We start from the raw sequence: 22,140 nt of genomic DNA, 5'->3' as shown, positions 1-22,140 counted from the left end.
CGGTTGATCAATGCGCGGTCCAGCCGCCATCGACCATCAAGGCGCTGCCGGTGATCAGGTTGGCGGCGGGCGAGGCGAGAAACACCACAGGGCCCATCACATCTTCGATGCGGCCGAGCCTTTCCAGCGGTATTTGCGCGAGCACTGCCTCCCGGAAGCCGGGTTCCTGGAAGAAGGGTTGTGTCATCGGGGTTTCGATGAAGGTCGGGCAAAGGGTGTTGACGCGAATGCCGCGAGAGCCCAGCTCGACTGCCATGGCGCGGGTCATGCCTTCTACCGCGGCTTTCGAGGCGCAGTAGAGACTGCGGTTCTTGGCGCCCACGTGCCCCATCTGCGAGGAGACGTTGATCACGCTGCCGCCGGCGGGCATCTCTTCGATCACCGTTTGAGTCAGGAAGTAGGTAGCCCGGACGTTGAGTTCCATGACGGCGGCGTAGTCCTCTTCCGTGACCTGGTCGATCGGTTTGGGCCGGTTGGTGCCGGCGTTGTTGACCAGTATGTCGAAGCGCTGACCCGCCAGGGCGCGACGGGTGGCAGCCTGGTCTTGAACGTCCAGCGCCAGACCTTCGGCCTCGTGACCGGCGGCGCGCAGGGCCGCGACCACTTCTTCCAGCCGCTCGGCGTTGCGGGCCACCAGGGTCACTCGTGCGCCGGCTTGAGCCAGGGCGCAGGCACAGGCCAGCCCGATGCCCTGGCTGGCGCCGGTGACCAGAGCGCTGCGCCCCTCCAGGCGCAGGCTAGGGGTTTGGGGCAGCTTCATACCGGTACCGCGGAGGCATAGGGTACGTCACGCTTGCCGTAGCGGCGTACGCGTTCGTTGGCCTGCTCGCCGTGTCCGGCAAAGCCCTCCAGCGCACACAGGCGTGAGCAGTAGCTGCCGATTTCGGCGGAAGCCTCGTCGGTGAGCACCTTCTGATAGGTACAGGTCTTGAGGAACTTGCCGACCCACAGCCCGCCGGTATATCGCGCGGCCTTCCGGGTCGGCAGGGTATGGTTGGTGCCGATCACCTTGTCGCCGTAGGCCACGTTGGTGCGCGGGCCGAGGAAGAGGGCGCCGTAGTTCGTCAGCCTGTCGAGATAGAGGTTGGGGTCTTCGGTCATCACCTGGACGTGCTCGTAGGCCATCTCGTCGGCGACCTGCAGCATTTCTTCGTGGTTGTCGCAAACGATGACCTCGCCGTAGTCGTTCCATGCCTGGCGGGCGATCTCGGCGGTGGGCAGCTTGGCCAGCAGCTCATCGATGGCGGTGAGCGTCGCCTTGGCCAACGCCTCGGAGTTGGTGAGCAGGGCCGCGGGCGAGGTGGGGCCGTGCTCGGCCTGACCCAGCAGGTCGGTAGCGCAGAGCAGGCCGTCGACGGTTTCGTCGGCGATGACCAGGGTTTCGGTGGGGCCGGCGAACAGGTCGATGCCGACCCGGCCGAAGAGCTGTCGCTTGGCTTCGGCAACGAAGGCATTGCCGGGGCCGACCAGCATATCGACCGGTTCGATGGACTCGGTACCGATGGCCATGGCGCCAACCGCCTGTACGCCACCAAGCACCAGGATTTCATCGGCTCCGGCCAGATGCATCGCCGCCACGATGGCCGGATGCGGCTTTCCTTGATAAGGCGGGGCGGCAGCGATGACGCGTTTGACACCGGCTACCTTGGCGGTCAGCACGCTCATGTGCGCAGAGGCGACCATGGGGTAGGCGCCGCCGGGTACGTAGCAGCCAACGGAATTGACCGGGATGTGCTTATGCCCGAGCACCACGCCGGGCCGTGTTTCCACTTCGACGTCTTGCATACTGGCCAACTGGGCCTCGGCGAAGCGGCGAATCTGCGCTTGGGCGAAGCGGATGTCGTCGAGTTCTTGCGCCGTGAGCTCCGATATTGCCCGTTCTATCTCGGCTTGGCTCAGCCGGAAGGTGGCGGGCGACCAGCGGTCGAATTTTTCCGAAAGCTCTCGCACGGCTTCATCGCCGCGTGTCTCGATGGCTTGAAGCGTTTGTTCGACGGTTTCCCGCACCTTACGGTCGGCTTCGGCGCGGGCTTCGCTCGGGGCGCCCGCTTTCAGTCGTCGGATCATGGCGGTTTCCTGCTGAATTGTACGAGTAATCGAGTTGCCTCGACAGACGGCTCACCGCAAAGTTAGTATCGATTGCATACGAATGCAATCCCAGTTTTCAAGCCGAAAGGAGGCAGCATGTCGGAACCTATCGCGGTAGTGGGTGCAGGATTGATTGGGCGGGCTTGGTCGATGGTCTTTGCGCGGGCGGGGCGCTCGGTGCGGCTGTACGATGCCCAGCCGGAGGCCTTGGCCGGGGCGAAGCAAGCGATTCATCAGTCGTTGCATGATCTACAGCGTGCCGGGCTGGTCGAAGAGCCCGCAGCGATTCTCGCGCGCATTGAGTTCGAACCCGACCTGGCGCTTGCCGTGGCGGGGGCCGGCTACGTGCAGGAGTGCGGCCCCGAGAATCTCGAGGTGAAGCAGGAAATATACAGCCGACTCGAAGCGGCGACGGCGCCGGATACCATTCTTGCCAGCTCCACTTCGGGCATTGCCGCGTCGCGTTTTACCGGGCACTTGGCGCATCCGCAGCGCTGTCTGGTGGCGCACCCGGTGAACCCCCCTTATCTGGTGCCTGTGGTCGAGGTGGTGCCTGCGCCGAATACCGCTCAGGATGCGGTCGATAGAACGCTGGCCTTGATGTCCGAGGTGGGCCAGGTGCCGGTGCTGGTCAGGCGTGAGTTGCCGGGGTTCGTTCTCAACCGGCTGCAGGGGGCGCTGCTCAACGAGGCGTTGCGCCTGTTCCGTGACGGTTATGTCTCGGCCGAGGATCTGGACAAGACAGTCAAGCACGGCCTGGGCCTGCGCTGGTCGTTCATGGGGCCGTTCGAGACGATCGATCTCAATGCCCCGGCCGGGGTGACCGATTACGCTCGCCGCTATGGCCCGCTCTATGCCGATGTGGATGCTCAGCGTGATGGCGCCTCGCCCTGGCAGGAGGAGACCCTCGCGGCGCTGGAGGCGGAACGGCGCTCGGCGCTGCCGCTCGAAGGGCTGGCCGAACGCCAGGCGTGGCGCGACCGCCAGCTGATGGCGCTTGGTGCCTACCGCAAGTTGCTCTCTTAGCGTATTGGCGCGTAACCAGACCAATTGATGATTCGTACCGCTCATTGAGAACTAAGGCAAGCAAGCGGTTTCAAGCAGAAAAGCGGATGTGGAAGCCATTTCCATGCACTATTCGAATGCAAACGCACGTTTCGTGGCAGCCTCGGGGCGAATGCTGCCCCTTGAGAGCAAAGTTTCGTAAACCTGATGAAATGTCGACAAAGCTGGGGCATGATGTTTCTCGATGTCACAAAGGAGAAACCTCATGCCAACACAGCAGCGTGTGGATGCCGATGTGTGCGAAGTCCTGAACCACTGGGTTTCCCATGCCTTGGCCCAGCAAGCGGCGAACGATGCTCTCGTCGCTTACATTCACTGAACCAGCGTTACCCGTTGCACCCAAGGGCCAGGGAGGGTCCTGACGACATCGACTCCCGTATCGCTGTACTGTTCTGGCCTCTATTCTCTTTTCACTTCCTTAGTCTTCTTCTTCGCTATATCGGATGCCGACATCATCTCGGATGGGCAAACACCTGTGTCCAGAAGGGGGAGTAGCGAGAACTTTCCTCTTCGAAGGAAGCCGCCCCCATTTCGCTGAAGTCGCCACTCATGATATTCGCGCAGTGCCCAGGGCTTTCCAGCCAGCCTTGCATGACACGCTCGACCTCTGCCTGACCGGCGGCAATGTTCTCTCCAACAGCCTGCCATACATAGCCGGTGTCGCTTACCCGAGCGGCGACGCCTTGATCGTCGGTGTCGCTGTGACCAAAGAATTCCTCTTCAGCCATGTTCCGTGAATGGCCGTGCGCGGCCTCGGCCAGGCTGCAATTCCATTCCAGGGGATGGGTGGCGGGAAAGCTCTCATCGCCGCACTGGCGGCTTTCGCTGCGTACATCGTTGACCCGCTCGAGCATCTCGCGTTGATCGGCGCTGAGCTCGCATTCTGCCGCGGCAGTATTGGCATGAGCCAGGCTCAGCAGTACAAACGAGAAGAGAGTACAAGAACGTAGCATCGACCTTCCTTTGGTCTAGGGGTTTCCCTTGTCACTCTAGTTGGGAGAGGGCTGAACGGCGAGGCGGTGCTTTACGAGAGTTTTGCGAGAATTTTGCGAGAGTTTTACCATCAACGAAAAACCGCCACTCGGCATGACCCGTTAGTGGCGGTTTTCTCGAATCAGATGGTCGGAGCGACAGGATTCGAACCTGCGACCTCTGCAACCCCATTGCAGCGCGCTACCAAGCTGCGCCACGCTCCGACTATTTTTCTCGGCTTCCAGCAATGGCCAGGTCGCGGCCAGGCCCCCGAGAACGAGGCGTATACTAGCGCGTTCGAGTGTAAATGAAAAGCCTCTTTTGTACTTTCCTTTCAGATGGTTGCCTTTAGCCGGCTTAGCGAGTGAAGGAAGCGGCCTGTTACGTGATGTGGCTGTCTTGCTGCCTTATGATGGTTGGCGACAGCGCATTGGCAGAGGGGGAGGGATGCAGCGGCAGGTGCGACACGGTCTTCTCAAGGGCATGAACGCCAGGGTTACCCTGGTGAGTTTCGTGGTGGTGACGGTCTCTCTGTTTTACGGGGCCTTCCATACCGAGCGTCTCGGCCGAGGGCTGGCATTGGCCCGAGGCGTGCTCGACCCCTTTTTGGAGTGGTACTACGTGCTCCTGGTCGCTTTTCTGCTGCTGTTCATGGTGTGGCTGGGCATGGGTCGATACAAGAACGTGCGCCTGGGAGGCGACTTCGAGCAGCCCGAGTTCAGCTTTTTCTCCTGGGTGGCGATGCTGTTCGCAGCCGGTACCGGAGTGGGTATTCTATTCTGGTCGGTGGCCCAGCCGATCCTTCAGTTCCAGGACAATCCCTTCATTGAGCAGGGAATGAGCCCCGATGCCGCCAGGGTCGCCATGCGCTTGACCTATTTTCACTGGGGCTTGAACGGCTGGGCGATCTTCTCCTTCGTGGCGCTCGTGCTGGCTTACTTTGCCTATCGCTGGAATCTGCCGCTGACGATTCGCTCGGCGCTGGCTCCGCTGCTGGGCAAGCGTACCGAAGGCACTCTGGGCGATGTCGTCGATGTGCTGGCCGTTTTCGGTACCGTCTTCGGTATTGCGACGACGCTAGGGCTCGGCGTTCAGCAGATGAATGCCGGTCTCGAGGCGGTGTTCGGGCTGCAGTCGTCAATGCTGCTGCAGCTGATGGTCACCGCCGTGATCATGTCCATCGCCACACTCTCGGTGGTTTCCGGAGTGAAGCGTGGGGTGCGTCTGCTTTCCGAGGCCAACTTCTGGTTGAGTATCGTTGCGGTGCTCTTTCTGCTGCTATTGGGTCCCACGCAGTACCTGATTGCCATTACCATCGAGTCTGCTGGGGACTATATCCAGAACCTCCTGGGGATGACCTTCCACACCAATGCCACCCGCGGTGACGCCTGGCAGTCGGAATGGACGGTCTTCTTCTGGGGCTGGTGGCTGGCCTGGTCGCCGTTCGTGGGAATGTTTATTGCCCGTGTCTCGCGGGGGCGCACCTTTCGCGAATTCGTCATGGGTGTGCTGCTGGTGCCGACCGTCATCACCATCGTGTGGATCGGGCTTTTCGGTGGCACAGCGCTGCATCATGAGCTATTCGGCAGCGGGGGCATCGTGGCGGCCGTGGACGACAACGTCGCTACGGCGGTCTTTGCCACTATCAAGGCAATGGACCTGGGGCTGCTGGGGCAGGGCTTCTCCGCCATGCTGTTGTTGCTGATAGCGACGTATCTCATCACCTCGGCCAATGCCGGCACGCTGGTCATCAATACGATCCTGGCGGGTGGCGACCCCGAGCCGCCCACCGCTCACAGATTGCTATGGGGTGGGCTGCTAGGGCTGTTGACTGCGGTACTGCTGATGGCAGGTGGGCTGGAAACGCTGCAGGCCGCCGTGATCATGGCGGCACTGCCATTCTCTGTAGTGGTCATGCTGATGATCGCCGGGCTGCTCAAGGCACTGCATCGTGAGCGTTATGCGGCACGTACCGGCGAGCGCGTGGAAGCGCCTCGGGAGCCGTGGGCAGATCTCGAGGATGCCGGTACCCAGCCGAGCCCGGTGTCCGACGATGAGACTCACAAGCTGCATTGACCCATTATGCGTGATGCGTGTCTCAGATCTCTTCCCAGATCCGGCGCCGGAATTCCTGAGGCATGGAGGCGACGTGCTTGAGGCGCTGCATGTGCTGATCGGCAACCTCGCGCGCTATCTCCTCGTAGCACTCTTTCATCTTTTCGGGGTCGGCCCCATGGGTGTCATAGCAGTGTCCGAGCTGCTGTCCCGCCTCGGAGAGCGCTGCGAGGAACTTCGCTTCCTGAAGCATCATGTCCGATACGCTCTCCATCCATGCCAGTTGAAGGCGCGTCATCGGGGTGACGCCCTGAATCCATTGCTGCGACCACCATTCCATGAGTGGCAGGGAGGCATCGAGGGCAGGGTTGGGCGCAGGGCGACCGGGTGTTGGGCTGGCCATGGCGATCTCCGTGATATGTCGAATGGGCGATTGGAACAGGGCAGAACGCTTGCATTCGAGTGTAGTCCAGCAAAGGTGGCTCTCCCATGCTTTTTTGCTGCATTGCGGTATGCGATTTCGTGATATCGAACTCGCCACTGCGATACTGGCTTTCAGGCCAGTGTCTTACCGCCACTGGGGTGGTTGTGTCATGCTCTAGGGCCAGCCGGCCTACAGGGGAGAATGGCGATGTGGGGAGTCATCAAATCGGTGCTGGCGGCATTTTTCGGCGTTCAGCGCGATAGACAGCGGCGTGAGGATTTCGAGCGTGGCAATCCCATGGCTTTCATCGTGACCGGAATCGTCATGGGGGTGCTGCTGGTGGGGGTGCTGGCCCTGGTGGCGATCTGGGTTGCGGGCTGAGCGTAGCAGTGTCCAGCGTTGACTGCTGCGTTAGCCATAAGGTGAAGGTCAGGCGAGTGACTTTCTAAACTTGTCTCCATATACTCGGCTAGAAGAAGCGGCTAATGTTCTCTGGGACGAGAACCCCCATACCCTGACTCGTGGGGCGCCGTTATCGACACAACTACAAACTTGGGAGGCGTCGATGCGCACTCTGCTCGTCTGGCTGGCAGGGGGCTTGACCCTTGCTGGCTCGAGCCAGATGGCTCTGGCTAGCGGCTGGAACATGCCGGTTGGGGTCACTGACCTCAGTAGAGAAATCTACAACCTTCACATGGCGATCTTCTGGATCTGTGTGATCATCGGCGTGATCGTATTCGGGGTCATGTTCTACTCCCTGGTTCGCTATCGTCATTCCAAGGGCGCAAAGGCTGCCAATTTCCACGAAAATACGACGGTCGAGATCATCTGGACGGCCATTCCGCTGCTGATTCTCATCGGCATGGCCATACCAGCGACCGCCACTCTCCAGAAAATTTACGATCCTTCCGGGGCCGAGCTGGACGTCATGGTCACCGGCCAGCAATGGCGTTGGCGCTACGAATATCTCGGTGAAGATGTCGCCTTCAACTCCAATCTCGCCACCCCGAGGGCGCAGATTCGCGGCGATGAGGAGCGTGGTGAGAATTATCTGCTCGAGGTGGATGAGCCGCTGGTTCTGCCGATCAACCGCAAGGTTCGCTTCCTCTTCACCTCCGACGATGTCATTCATGCCTGGTGGGTGCCCGATTTCGCCGTGAAACAGGATACGGTGCCGGGCTTCATCACCGAGAACTGGGTGCGCATCAACGAACCGGGCATCTATCGCGGCCAGTGTGCCGAGCTGTGCGGGGTCGACCACGCCTTCATGCCGATCGTGGTGCACGCGGTGGAAGAGGACGAGTTCGACGCCTGGCTGGCCGAGCGCCAGGAAATGGCGGCAGAAGAGGCCATGGGCATCGACCGCGAGTGGGAGTTCGATGAGCTGATGGAGCGGGGCGAGGGCGTCTACGGAAGCATCTGTGCTTCCTGTCACCAGCCTGAAGGCCAAGGGTCGCCGCCGGCCTTCCCCGCACTGGCCGGCAACGAGCAGCTGCTGGCGGATCTGGAGTGGCACAAGGACGTCATCATCAACGGCGTGTCCGGGACTGCCATGCCGTCGTTCCGTACTACGCTCAATCCGGTCGAGCTGGCTGCGGTGATCACCTATACCCGTAACGCCTGGGGCAACGAGTCCGGCGACGCGGTACAGCCGGCCGAGATCGCCGAGCGGCTGCAATGATCGTCGCCCTCACGTCGCCGCGCGACGTGAGGGACCCCTGACAAGCTGCGACAAAACAAGACAATGAGATTGGAGTATTCCGATGGCCCCTAAGGTACCTCCTCAGCCGACGCTCGAGCAGAGCACTACCGCCGCGGAAGCGGGGCATGGACATGCCCACGAAGCCCCTCCCAAGGGCATCATGCGCTGGCTGCTGACCACCAATCACAAGGAGATCGGGACGATGTACCTGATCTTCTCGCTGATCATGTTCTTCATCGGTGGCATTTTCGCCCTGGTGGTTCGCCTGGAGCTTTTCCAGCCCGGATTGCAGTTCGTCAATCCGGAATTCTTCAATCAGATGACCACCATGCACGGCCTGATCATGGTCTTCGCGGCGGTCATGCCGGCCTTCACCGGGCTGGCCAACTGGATGATTCCGCTGCAGATCGGCGCACCGGACATGGCCCTGCCGCGGCTCAACAACTTCAGCTTCTGGCTGCTTCCGGTGGCATTCGGTCTGCTGCTCTCGACCCTGTTCATGCCGGGTGGCGGGCCGAATTTCGGCTGGACGTTCTACGCGCCGTTGTCCACGACCTATGCGCCGCCTTCCACCACCTTCTTCATCCTGTCGCTGCACATTGCCGGCATCAGTTCGATTCTGGGGGCGATCAACATCATCGCCACCATTCTCAACATGCGTGCACCCGGTATGCGCATGATGGACATGCCGCTGTTCGTGTGGACCTGGCTGATCACCTCCTTCCTGCTGATCGCAGTAATGCCGGTACTCGCCGGGGTGATCACGATGATGTTGATGGACATCAACTTCGGCACCAGCTTCTTCGACGCCTCGGGCGGCGGCGATCCGGTCCTGTTCCAGCACCTGTTCTGGTTCTTCGGCCATCCCGAGGTCTACATCATGATCCTGCCGGCCTTCGGTATCGTGTCGGCGATCATTCCGGCCTTTGCCCGCAAGCGCCTGTTCGGCTATGCCTCCATGGTGTATGCCACCGCCGCCATTGCGGTGCTGTCGTTCCTGGTCTGGGGGCACCACATGTTCGTGGTGGGCATGCCGCTGGCCGGTCAGCTGTTCTTCATGTACGCCACCATGCTGATTGCCGTGCCCACCGGGGTGAAGGTGTTCAACTGGGTGACCACGCTGTTCCGCGGCTCCATCAGCTTCGAGCCGCCGATGCTGTTTGCCCTGGCCTTCGTGGTGCTGTTCACCATCGGCGGCTTCTCGGGGTTGATGCTGGCCATCGCTCCGGCCGACTTCCAGTACCATGACACCTACTTCGTGGTGGCGCACTTCCATTACGTGCTGGTGCCGGGTGCCATCTTCTCCATCATGGCCGCCGTCTATTTCTGGCTGCCCAAGTGGACCGGCCACTATCCCAACGTACGCCTCTCTCAGTGGCACTTCTGGCTCTCGGTGATCAGCGTCAACCTGACCTTCTTCCCGATGCACTTCTCGGGGCTGGCCGGTATGCCGCGGCGGATTCCCGACTATGCGCTGCAGTTTGCCGACTTCAACCTGGTGTCCTCCATCGGCGCCTTCATGTTCGGCTTCTCCCAACTGCTGTTCGTTGCCGTGATCGTCATGTGCGTGCGTGGCGGCAAGAAGGCGCCGGCGGCGGCCTGGGGCGAATACGCCGATGATCTGGAGTGGAGCGTACCCAGCCCCGCGCCGCTGCACACCTTCGAGACGCCGCCGACCTTCCAGCGACCGGCTCACTGATTCGTATTGCCGGCCATGCGTGGCCGGCCGTCGAAAGGAGGAGTGAAGCATGACTCAGCATGATACGGAGGCCAGGCAGGCAGGGGTTCGCCGCACGGTCTGGCGCAGCGTGGCGGCGCTGGTCGGCATGTTCGCCTTCGCCTTCGCGCTGGTGCCGCTGTACGACGTGTTCTGTCGGGTGACTGGCATCAACGGCAAGGTCGATACCACGGCTCAGGCGTTGGTTCACGACGAGGTGGACGAGTCGCGCCTGGTCACGGTGCAGTTCATCACACGTAACGGCTCCGGTTTGCCCTGGCGGTTGGATGTCGAGACCCGGCAGGTACGGCTGCATCCCGGGCAGACCTCCGAGGTGAATTTCACGTTCAGCAATCAGAGCAGCGGCGAGAGCTGGGGTCGTGCCGTGCCCAGCGTTTCGCCCAGCACTGCGACTCGCCATGTACGCAAGTCGAGCTGCTTCTGTTTCGAGGAGCAGCAGCTGCAGGCTGGGGAGCGGGTCGAACTGCCGCTGGTGTTCCAACTGGCTCGAGACCTCCCCCCCGAGGTCAACACTGTCACTCTGGTCTATACCCTCTATCCCGTTGAGGGCAAAACCCAATCGCTGCAGGCCGGGGTCAAGCGTGACGAAGGAGGTGAGGCATGAGTGGTGGCAGTTATTACGTACCCGCGACCAGCAAGTGGCCCGTTCTTGGCTCACTCGCTCTCGGGGTGATGATGATCGGCACCGGCATGGTGCTGGTGCATGGGCGCGGCACGCTGATCACGCTGGTGGGCCTGGTGGGAGTCATCGCCGTGATGGCGCTGTGGTTCCGCGACGTGGTGCTGGAGTCGCGCAGCGGGCTCTATGACGCCCAGATGGATCGCTCGTTCCGCTGGGGCATGGGCTGGTTCATCTTCTCCGAGGTGATGTTCTTCGCCGCCTTCTTCGGTGCGCTGTTCTACGTGCGGACCTTCGCCGTGCCGTGGTTGGCGGGGGAAGGTACCAAGGGCGCAACCGCGCTGCTGTGGCCGGAGTTCGTCGCGCATTGGCCGCTGCTCAGCCCGCCCGATCCCTCCGTGGCGGGGCCCTCTCAGGTCTTCAGCCCTTGGCACTTGCCGCTGGTGAACACGCTGATCCTGGTCTCTTCGAGCATTACCTTGACCGTGGCGCACGAGGCGTTGAAGGAAGGCAAGCGCAAGATATGCCGCAACTGGCTGGCGGGCACCATTCTGCTGGGCCTCACCTTCATCGTCATTCAGGGGGTTGAGTACTACGAAGCCTACGCCCATTACGGCATCACGCTGCAGGCAGGCATCTACGGTGCCACCTTCTTCATACTGACAGGCTTCCATGGGGTTCACGTCATCGTCGGGACGCTGATCCTCATCGTGATGCTGTTCAGGGTGATGCGCTATCACTTCTCCCCGGAAGACCATTTCGGCTTCGAGGCCTCGTGCTGGTACTGGCACTTCGTCGATGTGGTGTGGGTGGGGCTGTTCCTGTTCGTCTATGTGTTCTGACATGATGCTGTGATGAATAGCCCCATGTATCCTCATGGGGCGGGTAGTAGCGACAGCCTGGGGTCAAATCTCTCCCAGGCTGCCGAAATAGAAGCCGTAGAACAGCAGGGCCAGCAGCAGTGCGGCCAGAGAGACGCGAATCTTCAGCGATACGAGCAGGCGCCGCGAGCTGGAGTCGTCGCGTAGCAGAAAGCCAACGCCGGCGGCCAGGCTGGTCAGCATGGCCAGGAACACCACGGCTATCAGGGTTTTGAGGAACATGGGGCACTCCATTGGAAGTCAGGGGGGCGGAAAGTGGCGACTGAGGATCTGGTTCTCGTTCTGGTCGGCACTGGTCGCATTGGGCTTGTTCCTTGGACTATGGCAGTGGGAGCGGGCGGACGACAAGCGCGAATACCTGGCGCGTCTCGACGCCGCCCCAACGCTGCAGGCACCTATCGAAACTCCCCCCGAAGGCACTCGCCTGACGTTGCGTGGCCGCTATCTCGAGGAGCAGACTCTGTTTCTCGACAACCGCACCCACCAAGGTCAACTGGGCGTGGCGGTACTCACCCCCCTGCGAACCGAAGATGGCCGGCTGTGGCTGGTTCAGCGAGGCTTTCTGCCCACCGGGCCGAGCCGCGAGGCGCCTGAGGTGGAAACTCCCGTGGGAGAAGTCGTCGTCGCAGGCCGCTGGCAGGCGGCTGGCAGTGGCACTCCTTTGTTCGGTCCCAATCGTGAAGGTAGCCGTTTGCAGCGCATCGAGCTGGAGGCTTGGGAGGCGGATTTCGCCCACGCCGGGTGGATGCATCTCGAACGGGGGGCCGGCCTGCTCGAGCCGTGGTGGCAGCCCAGCGTGATGCCCCCCAGCCGGCATGTCGGCTACGCCGTTCAATGGTGGGGATTGGCGCTGGCCGCTCTGGTCGTGATGCTGCTGGGCGGGCGCAGGCTGGTCAGAGACCGTCGTACTGCCGCTACAACCGCAGGTCGGAATGCACATGAGGAGGCAAAGCCTTGCAGGAAGCCATGAGAATTCGTCACCAGCGCTTCAAGTTGCTGGCACTGATCGCAATATTCGCCTTGCCGGTCATTGCCGCCTGGGTGATGGTGCAGTGGCGCATCGGCATCCCGGAGCAGCGCACGGCCCATGGCGAGCTGGCACCGGACGTTCCCCAACTGGCGCAATGGCCCCTGGTGGAGCTTACGGACGGCCTGGATGAGGGCGATTGGGTGTTGGCCTTCGACTGCAGCGTGGCGTGTGCAGAAAACGCCGACCGTTGGTGGCGACTGCATCGTGCACTCGGTCGCGAGGCCCCCAGGGTGACGAGGTTGCGCATTGGCGGGGCGGGCGAGACTTTGCCGGGAGAGCTTTTGCCGGGAGAGATCGGCGCGCAGTGGCTGGATGTGCCTGACTGGCAGGCGCCTGGGCAGGTATGGCTACTCGACCCGCGGGGCCAGGTGGTATTGACCTATGGTCGTGAGGTCGGCGAGCGCGATGTGATGGATGATCTCAGTCATCTGCTGCGCATGAACCCCGACCGGCGCAGTGTGCCGGAGCGTAACGGCGATACGCGCTGAGCAGAGTTTCCATAATCCGATCAGGGAGGCCGAGCCACACCATGCAGAGTGCTTCGATGTCGAATGCTTCCATTCAGCGCGATGCGGCGCGGCTGCGCCTGTTGCTGCGGTTGAGTCTGGCTGGGGTCGTCTTCACCACCGTGGTGATTCTGATCGGCGTGTGGACGCGTCTGGTCGATGCCGGGCTTGGCTGCCCTGACTGGCCGGGTTGCTATGGGCGCCTGGTGGTGCCGGATGCCGAGCGGGCGATGGCGCACTCTCCCGATGCGCCGCTGGAAGCGTTCAAGGCCTGGGTGGAGATGGTCCACCGCTACGTGGCATCGGCCCTCGGTTTGCTGGTCATCTCCTTGTTGGCACTGGGGGCAGGGTTGCGCCGCCGCCCCGGCTACCCGTGGATGACCAATATCGCTCTGCTGATCGTGATTCTGCTTCAGGGAGCCTTCGGTGCCTTCACCGTGACGCTAAAGCTGTGGCCGCAGGTCGTGACCCTGCATCTGTTGGGTGGGTTGGCAGTGTTGCTGCTGTTCCTGTGGCTGCATTTGAGCCTGCGCCGGTTTGCCAGGGGGGCTGCGGCACCCGGCGTGGCGAGGCGGCGTCTCACTCCGCTGTGGGGCATCGCCATGCTCTGTCTGCTGCTGCAACTGGCGCTGGGTGGCTGGGTGTCGAGCAACTATGCGGGCATTGCCTGTCAGGGCTTCCCCACCTGTAACGGCCAATGGTGGCCGGAGATGGATTGGAGCGAGGGCTTTCATCTGACCCAGACGGTGGGGCCGAACTATCTGCACGGGCAACTGCATGCGGATGCCAGGACCGCCATCCATCAGGGACACAGGATCGGCGCTCTGGTTCTGGGGCTGGCCTTGATAGCGCTGGCTCTGCGCTATTGGCGCGAGGCGCGGCTGCGCCCCTGGCTCGGTGGGCTCGTCTTCGCCTATGGTATTCAACTGGGGCTTGGCATCGCCAATGTGCTGATGTGGTTGCCCTTGTGGCTGGCATTGCTGCATACGGCCGGTGCCGTGGCGCTGGTGCTGCTACTGGCATTGGCGGTGTGGCACTGGCGGGAGTCGGCCGTTGCGGCCGAAGATTCAACACGACGGGACAAGGAGTGGGTGCATGTCTAACGCGCTGATGAGACGTGGCGAGGTGAAGCGCGTTCTGCTGTCACAGCTGGAAGGCTCCAACTGGAGCTGGCAGGACCTGCTCACGTTATGCAAGCCGAGAGTGGTATTGGTCATGCTGGCCTGCGCGCTGGTGGGGATGGCGTTGGCAACGCCAAGCTTGCCTTCCCTTGCCACGGTGGTGTTCGGCCTGGCCGGCATCGGCATGGCAGCCGGTGGGGCGGCGGCCTTCAATCATGTGGTGGATCGACGCCTCGATGCGATGATGCTACGCACTTCCCAGCGGCCGCTTGCGGCCCAGCGCATGCCGACGGTGTTGGCGCTGGGCTGGGCATCGCTGCTGTCCATCGCCGGTATCATCCTGTTGCTGTGGCAGGTCAACGCGCTCACGGCATGGCTGACGCTGGCATCGCTGATCGGTTATGCGCTGATCTATACGGCCTTCCTGAAGCGGGCCACACCGCAGAACATCGTCATCGGTGGCGTGGCCGGGGCGGCGCCGCCGATGCTGGGCTGGACGGCGGTGACGGGGCAGTTGGGGCCGGAGCCGCTGCTGCTGGTACTGATCGTGTTCGCCTGGACGCCGCCACACTTCTGGGCATTGGCGATCCACAAGCGCGACGAGTATGCGCGTGCCGGTGTGCCGATGCTGCCGGTGACCCACGGCGAAGCGTTCACGCGGCTGCAGATATGGCTTTATGCCTGGTTGACCGTGGCCGTCACGCTGCTGCCCTTCGTCATCGGCATGAGCGGGGCCGTCTACCTGGTGGGCGTGATGGCGCTGAATCTGCGCTTCATGTACTGGAACTGGAAGGTCTGGCGGGGAGCCGACCCCAACGCGCCGCTGGCGGCATTCTGGTTCTCGATTCGCTACATTCTCGGCGTGTTCGGCGTGCTGTTGCTAGACCACTATGCTGGTCTCTGGGTAGCGTAAGCAAGTCAGGTGGTTTTTCTCTTTCGAGCGCCCGGCAAGTGCCGGGCACTCGCGTTTCGGTCTGCTGAATCATTGCGACAGGGAGTGGCAGCGTGGTGGAGAAGGGAGGCGCGGTGTCGCTGCTGCCCGATGGGCGAGCGCTGCGCGAGCTGTGCGAGGCGGCGGGCCGCGACATTCTGCGCGTCCGCGAGAGGCGCTACGAGGTGGTTGGCAAGGCCGACGGCAGCCCGGTTACGGAGGCCGACATGGCGGCGCATCGGCGCCTGGTGCGGGGCTTGCCGAGGCTGCTGGACATTCCGGTACTCTCCGAAGAGCAGGCCGACATTGCCTGGGCGGAGCGCTCCGGCTGGCATCGCTACTGGTTGGTCGACCCGCTCGACGGCACCCGGGAGTTCGTCGACGGCTTCGATGACTTCACCGTCAACGTGGCGCTAATCGAGCAGGGGGTGGTGCGGCTGGGTGTGGTGCACGCGCCGGCACTGGCCACGACGTGGATGGGCGGAAAGGGGATCGGCGCCTGGCGCTGGCACGAGAACCGCTGCCGTGAGCTGGTCGTGCGTGTCGAGAGGCCGCCACGCATTCTCGTCAGCCGGGCCCATCTCGATGCGCAGACCCAGGCCTGGCTGGCGCGCTTCCCCGAAGCCACGCTCGAGCGCTGCGGCAGTTCGGTGAAGTTCTGCCGTATTGCCGAAGGTCGCGCCGATCTGTACCCGCGCTTCGGCCCCACCTGCGAATGGGATACCGCTGCCGGTCAGGCAGTGCTGGAAGGGGCCGGCGGAGCGGTGGTCGAGCCACACAGTGGCCAAGCGCTGCGCTACAACCGGGGTGAGAGTTTGATCAATGGTCCTTTTATCGCCTGTAGCGATCCCGCTCTGATCGAATAAGGCTGGGGGCGGGTCCTGCTCCGTGCTCGTGCTTGCGTTACAATGCTGCCCTCAATCCATCTTCTGGAGTTTGAATGACGACGACGACGGCATTGATTCTGCTCGCCGTGGGCTTGGCCATCATTGCCGGCCTGGCAGCTTACGCTTACACCTTGTGGAAGGAGGTGCAGCGGCGTGAGGCGTTTCGTGAGGATGAGTTGCGCCGTGCTCATGAGAATTGCCTGGCCAATCTCGAGATCGTCGCCTCTTCGCTGCTGCAGGAGCAGGTCGACATCACCGAAGGCGCATGGCGCTGCAAGCTGCTGCTCGACATTCTCGATCCGAGCCTGCTCGAGCGACCCGACTTTCAGGCTTTCGCCGAGGTCCATGCGCGTACCCAGCACCTGCATACGCACTCCGCTCGCAAGGAGCTGGCGCCCCGCGACCGCATGCGCGAGGATCGCGAGCGTCTCGAGGTCGAGGCGGAGTGGCGTCAGCCGGTACTTGCGGCGGCCCAGGAAGTGCTCAAGTTTCGCCGAGACTGGCCCGGAAGACTGCATTAAGATCTATACAAAGGCTTTACAGCGCGGTATGTTGGCAGCGCCTTGGGCGCTCCGCCAAGCCAAACATGGCCATTCCCCGGGTGTTTACTGGCAGAAAATGGCAGAATGACTCAGGAAAAGGAGTGAGGCGGCGCTTTGAGCGAGGCCGATAAAGGCCTACACTTTAAGCCGTTGGGTCAATGAGTGTCCTGACCATCGGGAAATTCGCGTTTCGTGCAGCCCGAGATGAAAATCAAGAAGGAGTCTTGCAATGAAAAAATCAACGACTGGCTTGCTGTTGGGTTCAGCTCTGGTACTCGGCCTTTCCGGCTGTGCCACGGATTTTCAGCGGGGCGGTGAGCGCGCGGGCGGTACCGCGGCAGCCGGCACCGGTGCAGGCGGTACCGCCTGGTATCAGCAGCCCGTGGTCTGCGGTATCGCCGGTGGCCTGATCGGTGGCAGCATCGGCTATGCGGTGAGCGGCGAATCCGACGAGGATGCCGGTATTGCCGTAGGCGGTGCCACCGGTGCTGCCATCGGCGCTCTGCTGTGCGCCGACCATACTCCGCCGCCGCAGCCGGTTGCCGAGCCGGAGCCCGAGCCGATGCCCGAGCCCGAGCCGGCTCCGGTCACCGAGTTCGAGCCGGTTACCCTCGATAGCGAAGTCACCTTCGCTTTCGATTCCGCCGAGATCCGTCCGGGTGCCTATCAGACCCTGGATCAGGTGGCGACCACGCTGCGCGAAAATCCCAACCTGCGCGTGCGCATCGAAGGCCACACAGACTCCGTGGGCTCCCCGCAGTACAACGTGGGCCTCTCCGAGCGTCGTGCGAACTCCGTGCGTGACTTCCTCGTCTCACGCGGTATCGCCGAGAATCGCATGACCACTCGCGGTTTCGGTGAAGAGCGCCCGGTTGCCACCAACGATACCGACGAAGGACGGGCACAGAACCGTCGCGTCGAGATCCTGAACTGGGATTGATGCCTGGCGCTGGATGAGCTTCCAGCACCGTCATCAGCAGGGGCACCTTCGGGTGCCCCTGTCGCGTCTGTGTCCCTTTCATCTGCCCAGGCGATGCTCGCCATGGCGCAAGCAGGGGCTGTTCTGGTAGTCTTGTCGGTCGCCGTGACCTGCAGCGGGGCCGATGAATGCGGCACCCGTATCGCCCAAGGTAGTGGGTGGGCTGCATGTCTCGCTGACGACCCGTTTTTCGTATCTGCTATCAACCGCGACACGTGATCCCTGGTATGGATCACCACTGCGCAAAGGACCCTTCGATGCCCATCGTGACCCTGCCGGACGGCAGTCAGAGAACTTTCGACGAACCCATCAGCGTGATGCAGCTGGCCGAGTCCATCGGTCCCGGGCTGGCCAAGGCCTGCGTGGCCGGCAAGATCGACGGCGAGCTGGTGGATGCCGCCGACCTCATCGAGCATGACGCCGAGGTGGCCATCATCACCGCCCGCGACCCCGAAGGTCTCGAGGTGATCCGCCACTCCTGCGCGCATCTGATCGGGCATGCGGTCAAGCAGCTGTATCCGGAAGCCAAGATGGCCATCGGTCCGGTGATCGATGACGGCTTCTATTACGACATCGATTTCGGCCGCTCGGTGACGCCGGACGATCTGGCCGCCATCGAAACGCGCATGAAGCAACTGATCGACACCGACTACGACGTGGTGCGCGAGTATGTCGATCGCGACAAGGCGATGCTCACCTTCCTGCACCGCAATGAGCCCTACAAGCAGGAGATCGTGCGCGAGATTCCCGAGGGCGAGACCATTCGTCTCTACCATCACGAGGAATACACGGACATGTGCCGCGGGCCGCACGTGCCCAACACCCGGCACCTGAAGGCGTTCAAGCTGACCAAGCTGGCCGGCGCCTATTGGCGCGGCGATGCCACCAAGCCGATGCTGACCCGTATCTACGGCACCGCCTGGGGCGACAAGAAGGATCTCAAGGCCCACCTGCAGCGTCTCGAGGAAGCCGAGAAGCGCGACCATCGCAAGCTGGCCAAGCGCATGGACCTCTTCCATCTGCAGGAAGAGGCCCCGGGCATGGTGTTCTGGCACCCCAACGGCTGGACCCTGTACCAGGCGTTGGAGCAGTACATGCGCCGGATCCAGATCGAGCATGGCTATCAGGAAATCCGCACGCCCCAGGTAGTGGATCTCTCGCTGTGGAAGAAGTCCGGCCACTGGGGGCACTACAGCGATTTGATGTTCACCACCGAGTCGGAGAAGCGCGAGTACGCGGTCAAGCCGATGAACTGCCCTTGCCACGTGCAGGTGTTCAATCAGGGGCTCAAGAGCTATCGCGACCTGCCGCTGCGCCTGGCCGAGTTCGGCAGCTGCCACCGCAACGAGCCTTCCGGTTCGCTGCACGGCCTGATGCGGGTGCGTGGTTTCACTCAGGACGATGCTCACATCTTCTGTACCGAGAAGCAGATCCAGAGCGAAGCCGAGGCCTTCATCGCCCTGACGCTCAAGGTCTACAAGGAGCTGGGCTTCGACGACGTCGAGCTCAAGCTGTCGACCCGTCCCGACGACTTCATGGGCGAGGCGGCGCTGTGGGATCGCGCCGAGGCCGGTCTCGAGGCGGCGCTGAACGCCACTGGTCTGAAGTGGGAGCTGCAGCCGGGCGAGGGCGCCTTCTACGGGCCCAAGATCGAGTTCGCTCTGCGCGACTGCCTCAATCGCGTGTGGCAGTGTGGTACTCTGCAGCTCGATTTCAACTTGCCGGGCCGCCTGGGCGCCCAGTACGTCGACGAGGACGGCGAGCGCAAGACGCCGGTGATGTTGCATCGCGCCATCCTCGGCTCCTTCGAGCGCTTCATCGGCATCCTCATCGAGCACTACGCCGGGGCCATGCCGCTGTGGCTGGCGCCGGAGCAGGCGGTGGTCATGACCATCACCGACGCGCAGCGCGATTATGCGCTGGAACTCGAGCGGCGCCTGCAAAAAATTGGCCTTCGCGTCAAGGCGGACTTGAGGAACGAGAAGATCGGCTTTAAAATCCGCGAACATACGTTGCAGAAGGTTCCCTATCTCCTGGTAGTGGGGGATAAGGAAGTCGAAGCCGACTCGGTTGCCGTGCGTACGCGCACCGGTGAAAACCTGGGCACCATGACCGTCGATGCCTTCATCGAGCAAGTGCAGGCGGAAGGCCTGTAAGCCCGGGTGGGGAAAGACAGGTCGGCAGCGACATCGTCAATTACCGGAACGGAGACGGAACGATCAAGCGAAGCAGCCAGCGCGGACGTCCTCAGGACAAGCGCCCCCCAATGAACGAGCGGATAACCGAGGATCAGGTGCGCCTGATCGACAGCGACGGCGAGCAGCTGGGCGTTGTACCTACCAGCGAAGCGCTTGAGCGAGCTGAAGCGGCCGGTCTTGACCTCGTCCAGATTTCCAATGCCGATCCGATCGTCTGCAAGATCATGGATTACGGCAAGTTCGTCTTCGAGCAGAAGAAGCAGAAGGCAGCTCAGAAGAAGAAGACGAAGCAGATTCAGGTCAAGGAAGTCAAATTCCGGCCTGGCACCGACGAGGGGGATTACCAGATCAAGTTGCGTAACTTGATCCGCTTCCTCGAAGGTGGCGACAAGGGCAAGGTCACGCTGCGGTTTCGCGGCCGTGAAATGGCGCATCAGGACATCGGCCGCAGGCTGATGGAGCGGATCGCTGCGGATCTCGAGGAGATCGGGACCGTGGAGTCCTTCCCCAAGATGGAAGGGCGCCAGATGATCATGATCATTGCCCCCAAGAAGAAGTGATCCGAAGGCCAGTCAGACGGACGGTCGGCAACAGCCGGCCGTCGGCCCCGGGTTTTCTGAAAAATCTCGAGCGGAGTTAGTCTCATGCCGAAAATCAAGAGCAACAGCGGCGCTGCCAAGCGCTTCAAGAAGACGGCCAACGGCTTCAAGCACAAGCAGTCGTTTCGTAGCCACATCCTGACCAAGAAGTCGACCAAGCGGAAGCGTCAACTGCGCGGTATGAAGCAGGTTCACGACGCCGACAAGGCACTGATTCAGCGCATGCTGCCGAATCTCTGAGCCTCTGGTTGCCCTACTTTAACGTCAGGAGAAAGTCATGACTCGTGTCAAGCGTGGTGTCGTCGCACGTCGTCGTCACAAGAAGGTTCTCAAGCTGGCCAAGGGTTACTACGGTGCCCGTTCGCGCGTTTTCCGCGTGGCCAAGCAGGCTGTCATCAAGGCCGGTCAGTACGCCTACCGTGACCGTCGCCAGCGCAAGCGTCAGTTCCGCGCGCTGTGGATCCAGCGTATCAACGCCGGTGCCCGTCAGCACGGCCTGTCCTACAGCCGCTTCATCGGCGGTCTGAAGAAGGCCGGTATCGAGATCGACCGCAAGGTGCTGGCCGATCTGGCCGTTCACGAGAAGGCTGCCTTTGCTGCCATCGTCGAGAAGGCCAAGGCTGCCCAGTAAGTGACATTGTCTCGGGTGTCGGGCCGGTTGCGGCCGGCCCGGCCGATGCCAGACCGTCGCAGGGGAAGAGCAGCCGCTCTTCCCCTGTTTTTTTACGACGCACACTGACGCGTCAACAGCACGATAACGACTTCGGAGCTCAACGGATGGACCATCTACCAACACTGGTCACCGAGGCCCGTCAAGCCATTCAGGCCGCCGACAGCATCGCGGCGCTCGAGGAGCTGCGGGTACGCTACCTTGGCAAGAAAGGCGAGATCACCGCTCAGCTCAAGGGGCTCGGCAAGCTGCCGGCGGATGAGCGTCCGGCAGCGGGGGAGCGCATCAATCAGGCCAAGCTGGCCTTGACCGAGGAGCTCGATGCCCGCCGCGAGGCGCTGGCCAAGGCGGCGCTGGAAGCCCAACTGGCCGCCGAGCGCGTCGACGTGACGCTGCCGGGGCGCGGCCAGACCAACGGCGGCCTGCATCCGGTCACCCTGACCCTGGAGCGCATCGAAGGGCTGTTCAGCCGCATCGGCTATGACGTCGCCGTGGGGCCTGAGGTCGAGGACGACTATCACAACTTCGAGGCGCTCAACATCCCGGCCCACCACCCGGCCCGAGGCATGGCGGACACCTTCTATTTCGACGCCACGCGTCTGCTGCGCACGCATACCTCTCCGGTTCAGGTGCGCACGATGAAGAATCAGGCCCCGCCGATCCGTATCGTCTGCCCGGGGCGGGTCTACCGCAGCGACTCCGACCTGACCCATACGCCGATGTTCCATCAGGTCGAGGGGCTGCTGGTCGACGAGGACGTGAGCTTTGCCGATCTGAAGGGCACCATCGAGGATTTCCTGCACGCTTTCTTCGAGCGCGACGACCTGTCGGTGCGCTTTCGTCCCTCCTACTTCCCCTTCACCGAGCCCTCCGCCGAGGTCGATATCCAGTGCGTGATGTGCTCCGGTGACGGCTGCCGTGTCTGCTCCCACAGCGGCTGGCTCGAAGTGATGGGCTGCGGCATGGTGCATCCGGAAGTGTTCCGCCATTCGGGCATCGACTCGGAGCGCTACAAGGGCTTCGCCTTCGGCATGGGCGCCGAGCGACTCGCCATGCTGCGTTACGGCGTCAACGATCTGCGCATGTTCTTCGACAACGACCTGCGCTTCCTGCGCCAGTTCGCCTGATTGGGC

Annotated in this window: 24 protein-coding genes and 1 tRNA gene; 19 read left to right on the top strand and 6 right to left on the bottom strand. The window is 62.4% G+C overall.

Translation table 11 applies throughout. The features are described from left to right. Positions 1–7: 7 nt before the first annotated feature. A complete protein-coding gene (locus tag C4S71_RS02215) occupies positions 8–760 on the bottom strand; it encodes an SDR family NAD(P)-dependent oxidoreductase (protein WP_103968051.1) in 753 nt (250 codons plus the stop codon). Beyond that, a complete protein-coding gene (hisD, locus tag C4S71_RS02210; RefSeq protein ID WP_103968050.1) occupies positions 757–2,067 on the bottom strand; it encodes a histidinol dehydrogenase in 1,311 nt (436 codons plus the stop codon). Before hisD ends, C4S71_RS02215 begins: the two co-directional genes overlap by 4 nt. Before the next feature lie 117 nt (positions 2,068–2,184). Between hisD and C4S71_RS02205 the strand changes: the two genes are divergently transcribed. After that, positions 2,185–3,114: a 3-hydroxyacyl-CoA dehydrogenase gene (locus C4S71_RS02205; protein ID WP_103968049.1), complete on the top strand. Its 930-nt coding sequence runs from the start codon at positions 2,185–2,187 to the stop codon at positions 3,112–3,114. A gap of 491 nt (positions 3,115–3,605) precedes the next feature. Here C4S71_RS02205 and C4S71_RS02200 read toward each other — a convergent pair whose 3' ends face one another. Both C4S71_RS02200 and C4S71_RS02195 read right to left on the bottom strand, forming a co-directional pair. Continuing rightward, on the bottom strand, positions 3,606–4,106 hold the full coding sequence (locus C4S71_RS02200; RefSeq protein WP_086508838.1) for a CAP domain-containing protein: 501 nt from the start codon (positions 4,104–4,106) through the stop codon (positions 3,606–3,608). Positions 4,107–4,272: 166 nt separating this feature from the next. Then, positions 4,273–4,349, bottom strand: a tRNA-Pro gene (locus C4S71_RS02195). A gap of 223 nt (positions 4,350–4,572) precedes the next feature. Here C4S71_RS02195 and C4S71_RS02190 point away from each other — a divergent pair. Further along, positions 4,573–6,201 carry a BCCT family transporter gene (locus C4S71_RS02190; protein WP_086508837.1) on the top strand — a complete coding sequence of 543 codons (1,629 nt, stop codon included), beginning with the start codon at positions 4,573–4,575 and terminating at the stop codon, positions 6,199–6,201. A gap of 22 nt (positions 6,202–6,223) precedes the next feature. Here the strand turns inward: C4S71_RS02190 and C4S71_RS02185 are convergent, their stop codons facing one another. Then, positions 6,224–6,583, bottom strand: a complete 360-nt coding sequence (locus tag C4S71_RS02185; RefSeq protein WP_086508836.1) for a hypothetical protein — start codon at positions 6,581–6,583, stop codon at positions 6,224–6,226. A 228-nt stretch (positions 6,584–6,811) separates the two neighbouring features. Between C4S71_RS02185 and C4S71_RS02180 the strand changes: the two genes are divergently transcribed. The 5 genes from C4S71_RS02180 to C4S71_RS02160 all read left to right on the top strand — a co-directional run bounded on the left by C4S71_RS02180 (position 6,812) and on the right by C4S71_RS02160 (position 11,505). Continuing rightward, positions 6,812–6,985 carry a DUF2970 domain-containing protein gene (locus C4S71_RS02180; protein WP_086508835.1) on the top strand — a complete coding sequence of 58 codons (174 nt, stop codon included), beginning with the start codon at positions 6,812–6,814 and terminating at the stop codon, positions 6,983–6,985. Between the two features lie 184 nt (positions 6,986–7,169). Beyond that, complete coding sequence (gene coxB, locus C4S71_RS02175) at positions 7,170–8,285, top strand: cytochrome c oxidase subunit II (protein ID WP_200825209.1); 1,116 nt, start codon at positions 7,170–7,172, stop codon at positions 8,283–8,285. Positions 8,286–8,367: 82 nt separating this feature from the next. Continuing rightward, entirely contained in the window at positions 8,368–10,005 is a 1,638-nt protein-coding gene (ctaD, locus tag C4S71_RS02170; protein WP_103968048.1) for a cytochrome c oxidase subunit I, read from the top strand. 49 nt (positions 10,006–10,054) lie between these two features. Then, entirely contained in the window at positions 10,055–10,648 is a 594-nt protein-coding gene (locus C4S71_RS02165) for a cytochrome c oxidase assembly protein (RefSeq protein WP_103968047.1), read from the top strand. Beyond that, positions 10,645–11,505, top strand: coding sequence for a cytochrome c oxidase subunit 3 (locus tag C4S71_RS02160; protein ID WP_103968046.1), 861 nt, complete (start codon positions 10,645–10,647; stop codon positions 11,503–11,505). Before C4S71_RS02165 ends, C4S71_RS02160 begins: the two co-directional genes overlap by 4 nt. A 63-nt stretch (positions 11,506–11,568) precedes the next feature. Here the strand turns inward: C4S71_RS02160 and C4S71_RS02155 are convergent, their stop codons facing one another. Further along, positions 11,569–11,766: a DUF2909 family protein gene (locus C4S71_RS02155; protein WP_010628703.1), complete on the bottom strand. Its 198-nt coding sequence runs from the start codon at positions 11,764–11,766 to the stop codon at positions 11,569–11,571. Here C4S71_RS02155 and C4S71_RS02150 point away from each other — a divergent pair. The 12 genes from C4S71_RS02150 (at position 11,765) to pheS (ending at position 22,134) form a co-directional block, all read left to right on the top strand. Next, a complete protein-coding gene (locus C4S71_RS02150; protein ID WP_103968045.1) occupies positions 11,765–12,514 on the top strand; it encodes an SURF1 family protein in 750 nt (249 codons plus the stop codon). The genes C4S71_RS02155 and C4S71_RS02150 overlap by 2 nt on opposite strands. Further along, complete coding sequence (locus C4S71_RS02145; RefSeq protein WP_235014141.1) at positions 12,511–13,062, top strand: hypothetical protein; 552 nt, start codon at positions 12,511–12,513, stop codon at positions 13,060–13,062. The genes C4S71_RS02150 and C4S71_RS02145 overlap by 4 nt, the downstream gene beginning before the upstream one ends. 56 nt (positions 13,063–13,118) lie before the next feature. Further along, positions 13,119–14,183 carry a COX15/CtaA family protein gene (locus tag C4S71_RS02140; RefSeq protein ID WP_234277108.1) on the top strand — a complete coding sequence of 355 codons (1,065 nt, stop codon included), beginning with the start codon at positions 13,119–13,121 and terminating at the stop codon, positions 14,181–14,183. Then, entirely contained in the window at positions 14,176–15,114 is a 939-nt protein-coding gene (gene cyoE / locus C4S71_RS02135) for a heme o synthase (RefSeq protein WP_422666831.1), read from the top strand. Before C4S71_RS02140 ends, cyoE begins: the two co-directional genes overlap by 8 nt. A 92-nt stretch (positions 15,115–15,206) precedes the next feature. Further along, complete coding sequence (gene cysQ, locus C4S71_RS02130; protein ID WP_235014139.1) at positions 15,207–15,998, top strand: 3'(2'),5'-bisphosphate nucleotidase CysQ; 792 nt, start codon at positions 15,207–15,209, stop codon at positions 15,996–15,998. 74 nt (positions 15,999–16,072) lie between these two features. Continuing rightward, positions 16,073–16,540 (top strand): DUF2489 domain-containing protein, encoded by a 468-nt coding sequence (locus C4S71_RS02125; protein ID WP_103968043.1) that lies wholly within the window; start codon positions 16,073–16,075, stop codon positions 16,538–16,540. 250 nt (positions 16,541–16,790) lie between these two features. Beyond that, complete coding sequence (locus C4S71_RS02120; RefSeq protein ID WP_103968042.1) at positions 16,791–17,501, top strand: OmpA family protein; 711 nt, start codon at positions 16,791–16,793, stop codon at positions 17,499–17,501. Positions 17,502–17,797: 296 nt separating this feature from the next. Beyond that, positions 17,798–19,696, top strand: a complete 1,899-nt coding sequence (gene thrS, locus C4S71_RS02115; RefSeq protein WP_103968041.1) for a threonine--tRNA ligase — start codon at positions 17,798–17,800, stop codon at positions 19,694–19,696. Positions 19,697–19,728: 32 nt separating this feature from the next. Beyond that, complete coding sequence (gene infC / locus C4S71_RS02110) at positions 19,729–20,298, top strand: translation initiation factor IF-3 (RefSeq protein ID WP_479688555.1); 570 nt, start codon at positions 19,729–19,731, stop codon at positions 20,296–20,298. An 84-nt stretch (positions 20,299–20,382) separates the two neighbouring features. Beyond that, positions 20,383–20,577, top strand: coding sequence for a 50S ribosomal protein L35 (gene rpmI / locus C4S71_RS02105; RefSeq protein ID WP_075879422.1), 195 nt, complete (start codon positions 20,383–20,385; stop codon positions 20,575–20,577). A 37-nt stretch (positions 20,578–20,614) separates the two neighbouring features. Then, a complete protein-coding gene (gene rplT / locus C4S71_RS02100; protein WP_010628691.1) occupies positions 20,615–20,968 on the top strand; it encodes a 50S ribosomal protein L20 in 354 nt (117 codons plus the stop codon). Positions 20,969–21,114: 146 nt separating this feature from the next. Continuing rightward, positions 21,115–22,134, top strand: coding sequence for a phenylalanine--tRNA ligase subunit alpha (pheS, locus tag C4S71_RS02095; RefSeq protein ID WP_103968039.1), 1,020 nt, complete (start codon positions 21,115–21,117; stop codon positions 22,132–22,134). Positions 22,135–22,140 lie beyond the last annotated feature (6 nt).

This window comes from Billgrantia desiderata (assembly GCF_900108215.1).
Lineage (GTDB): Bacteria > Pseudomonadota > Gammaproteobacteria > Pseudomonadales > Halomonadaceae > Halomonas > Halomonas desiderata.
The sequence above is the reverse complement of the archived record's forward strand: the minus strand, read 5'-3'. Positions and strand labels throughout refer to the sequence as shown.